Origin of the sequence: Natronococcus amylolyticus DSM 10524 (genome assembly GCF_000337675.1) — an archaeon.
Classification (GTDB): domain Archaea; phylum Halobacteriota; class Halobacteria; order Halobacteriales; family Natrialbaceae; genus Natronococcus; species Natronococcus amylolyticus.
The window spans coordinates 1-2719 of the sequence record NZ_AOIB01000044.1; the positions used below are offsets into that span (position 1 = coordinate 1).

Genomic DNA, 2719 nt, shown 5'->3' on the forward strand with positions numbered 1-2719 from the left:
TTCCGCCCGTGACGAACTCGGCTCGCTCGAGGTCGATCCCGTCGAGCCCCTTGATTGGGTACACCCGGAGTCGGTCGACTCGTGCCATCGCCTCCCACTGCGGGGGGACGGGGTATAACGATCCCGTTCGATCACCGGTTCTCGGCCGTCAGCTCCCGTCGGTGTAGCGTTGTCTCGGCGCGGCTACGTTCCGCGATACGTGTACGGAATCCCGTCGTACTCCTCGACGACCCGCGCCTCGAGGTACGTCCGTGCCGCGTCTCGAGGAAACTGCCACAGTTCGACGATATCACCGAGAACCGTCTTCGTCGCCCGGAACCAGCGCCGGAACTCGCGGTCGGCCTCGCCCGGCTCGAGTTCGACGATCGCGCCGCGGTCGCCTCCGCGACGCTCGTCCCACTCGAGCCAGGCGACGCGGTAGCCGTCGCTCCCTCCTTCGCGAACGAGATACAGCGCCTCGTACTTGCAGGGGTCGAGGAAGTCCGAGAGGATCCGCTCTCCGGCGACCGCCTTGGCGACCGGTGACTCCTCGATGACACCGTCCGCGAGCGGGCGCTCGTCCTCGATCCGATCGACGAGATCCAGTCTCGTCCCACCCCAGTGGCTGTAGCGCAGGTCGTAGAGCCGATCCGGTCGCTCGTAGGCGACGAGTGCTCTATGCCCCATCGCCGTCCCTCCGCGATCGGATCCGACTCGTCCTTCCGTCCGAATCCTCGGTCTTCATCGATGGTGCTGGCCGCTCCCCCGTACTTCAATCCGCGGACGATCGCTGGGTCTGAGGGTCCGAACACAACCGAGAAAACCCCGCGGCCCCTACTCTACCGAACGGATGGGCTACGACGCTTTCGTCTTCGACAACGACGGCGTGCTGACGAGACCGACCGATCGCGGGGTCCTGGTCGAGGCGATCCGCGCCGCCTTCGACGAGGTCGGAGTCGCGGAGCCGACAAACCACGAGGTCGAGACGTTGCTCGGGCCGGACGTCGACTCCCTTCGTACGGTCGCCACCGACCGGGAACTCGAGCCCGAGACGCTCTGGGCGGCCCGCGAGCGCGCGGCGGTCGAGGCCCAGCTCGAGGAACTTAGGAAGGGACGAAAACGGCCCTACGAGGATGTTACGGCGCTCGAGCGCCTCGAGGAGCCGACGGCGATCGTCAGCAACAACCAGCACGAGACGATCGGGAACATCCTCGATCACTGCTCGCTCGCCCCGTTCGACGTCTGGTACGGACGGGAGCCGACGCTCGAGGGGGTCCAACGAAAGAAACCGGAGCCGTACTACCTCGAGCGCGCGATCGACGACCTCGGTGCCGAGAACCCGATCTACGTCGGCGACAGCCGCGTCGACGTCGCCGCGGCCGACGCCCTCGGAATCGACGCGGCGTTCGTTCGCCGGGACCACCGCCGCGGCTACGACCTCCCGACGGAGCCGACCTACGAGATCGACTCGCTCGCGGAGTTACGGGAACTCCCTCGGTAATCCGTTCAGGCTCTCGCCCGCGACTCGGCTCGCTCCCTGATCGTCCGGTTTCGCTCCTCGAACTCCCGCTCGAGCCGTCGTTCGTCGAACGCCAGCGGAACGAGTGCACCCCGGGCGGTCTCTCGCTGGAGGAGCCGGGTTCGCCTCCCGCCGTCGATCGGCTCGAGGTGAAACTCGTGATAGCTGTCGAAGGCGAACGGCACGCCGGCTCGGTCGAGACGGACGAGCCGACGGTCCTCCTCGGCGATGAGGATCTCCGGCTCGAGGAACCCGTTACGACCGTCGGGCGCCGATCGCTCCGGACGCAGGCGGCCTCCCACGACCGGAATCGCGTCGATCGACCGCTCGATCGCCGTTCGCCCCGCCGTGTCCTCGAGTTCGGCCAGAACCTCCCAGACCACGTCAGGGGGTGCGTCTATCTCCTCGAATCGCTCAATTTGGTTCATGCTACCACACCTCACACGAGAAACGATGACTGTATCGGTTCCCCGGCGAACGGACTGCGGCGGGCTGAGCGCCGTCGAACCGACGGTCTCTCGCGTACGAGTCAGGGCCGGGCTCGCTCCGGGCAAAGCGGTCCTCGAGTCGGTGTCGCCGGACTCGTTCCGTCCAGCTCGGAACGGGCAGACCGAAGCGAGTTGGCTACGGAATGCTCCTCGAGCCCGATTCCGCTGTGCCTGCTCGTTGCTTTGAGGATACTATCAGTGCTCTCGCGGACGAACCCGATACCTCGTTCTCGGCAACTTGGGGGCTTCCGACTGCCTCAGATAACTCACCGGAATCATGGTTGAACGACACTCGTTCGAACAAACCAGCAGCCGCGGCGGTGGCGCCGATCGGATGCGACTTCGCAACGTCATCGCTTCGTTCTGCTCGTTTCGGTTGAATGTGGACCAGAGACCGGATCGAGTGGTTCGCGTTCCGAAGACCGTCCGGTACCGGCTATCGTTCGGGATGGCTATTAGTACTGAATTGCTCGAGAACCGATATTCCGAATCCGTCTTTCAAGCCGCCGTCACGTGTTTGTGACTCCCTGTCGGCGAGGATTGCGTTCGAAGGCCTTATGTAGTGACCGGGGACTTCGTTATAGTACGAAGAAGATGAGGAGTTCACCCCTGCGGTCCGCCGCAAGATGAGTTCTGATGTGAGCCTTGGTAGTTCGGTGACGCCCGATCGGTCCGCGATTCGGCACCACCGAACTGGACCCATATACGATAGACGATTCAAGTGAGTGTGAAC

The 2719-nt window shown here is 64.5% G+C and carries 3 protein-coding genes and 1 pseudogene; 1 reads left to right on the forward strand and 3 read right to left on the reverse strand.

Annotated elements, in window-relative coordinates; translation table 11 throughout:
• A pseudogene (locus C491_RS22820) lies at positions 1-88 on the reverse strand (MOSC N-terminal beta barrel domain-containing protein); the annotation flags it as partial.
• Between the two features lie 95 nt (positions 89-183).
• Positions 184-666 carry a DUF6735 family protein gene (locus tag C491_RS21355; protein ID WP_005560125.1) on the reverse strand — a complete coding sequence of 161 codons (483 nt, stop codon included), beginning with the start codon at positions 664-666 and terminating at the stop codon, positions 184-186.
• A 163-nt stretch (positions 667-829) separates the two neighbouring features.
• Here C491_RS21355 and C491_RS21360 point away from each other — a divergent pair, with 163 nt between their 5' ends.
• Complete coding sequence (locus C491_RS21360) at positions 830-1480, forward strand: HAD family hydrolase (protein ID WP_005560126.1); 651 nt, start codon at positions 830-832, stop codon at positions 1478-1480.
• Between the two features lie 5 nt (positions 1481-1485).
• Here C491_RS21360 and C491_RS21365 read toward each other — a convergent pair whose 3' ends face one another.
• Positions 1486-1926, reverse strand: coding sequence for an SRPBCC family protein (locus C491_RS21365; RefSeq protein ID WP_049892463.1), 441 nt, complete (start codon positions 1924-1926; stop codon positions 1486-1488).
• Positions 1927-2719: the final 793 nt, after the last annotated feature.

Bases quoted from the DNA above. Each gene is read 5' to 3' on its own strand.
- C491_RS21360 (WP_005560126.1), top strand. From the start codon at position 830: ATGGGCTACGACGCTTTCGTCTTCGACAACGACGGCGTGCTGACGAGA.
- C491_RS21365 (WP_049892463.1), bottom strand. From the start codon at position 1,926: ATGAACCAAATTGAGCGATTCGAGGAGATAGACGCACCCCCTGACGTG.
- C491_RS21355 (WP_005560125.1), bottom strand. From the start codon at position 666: ATGGGGCATAGAGCACTCGTCGCCTACGAGCGACCGGATCGGCTCTAC.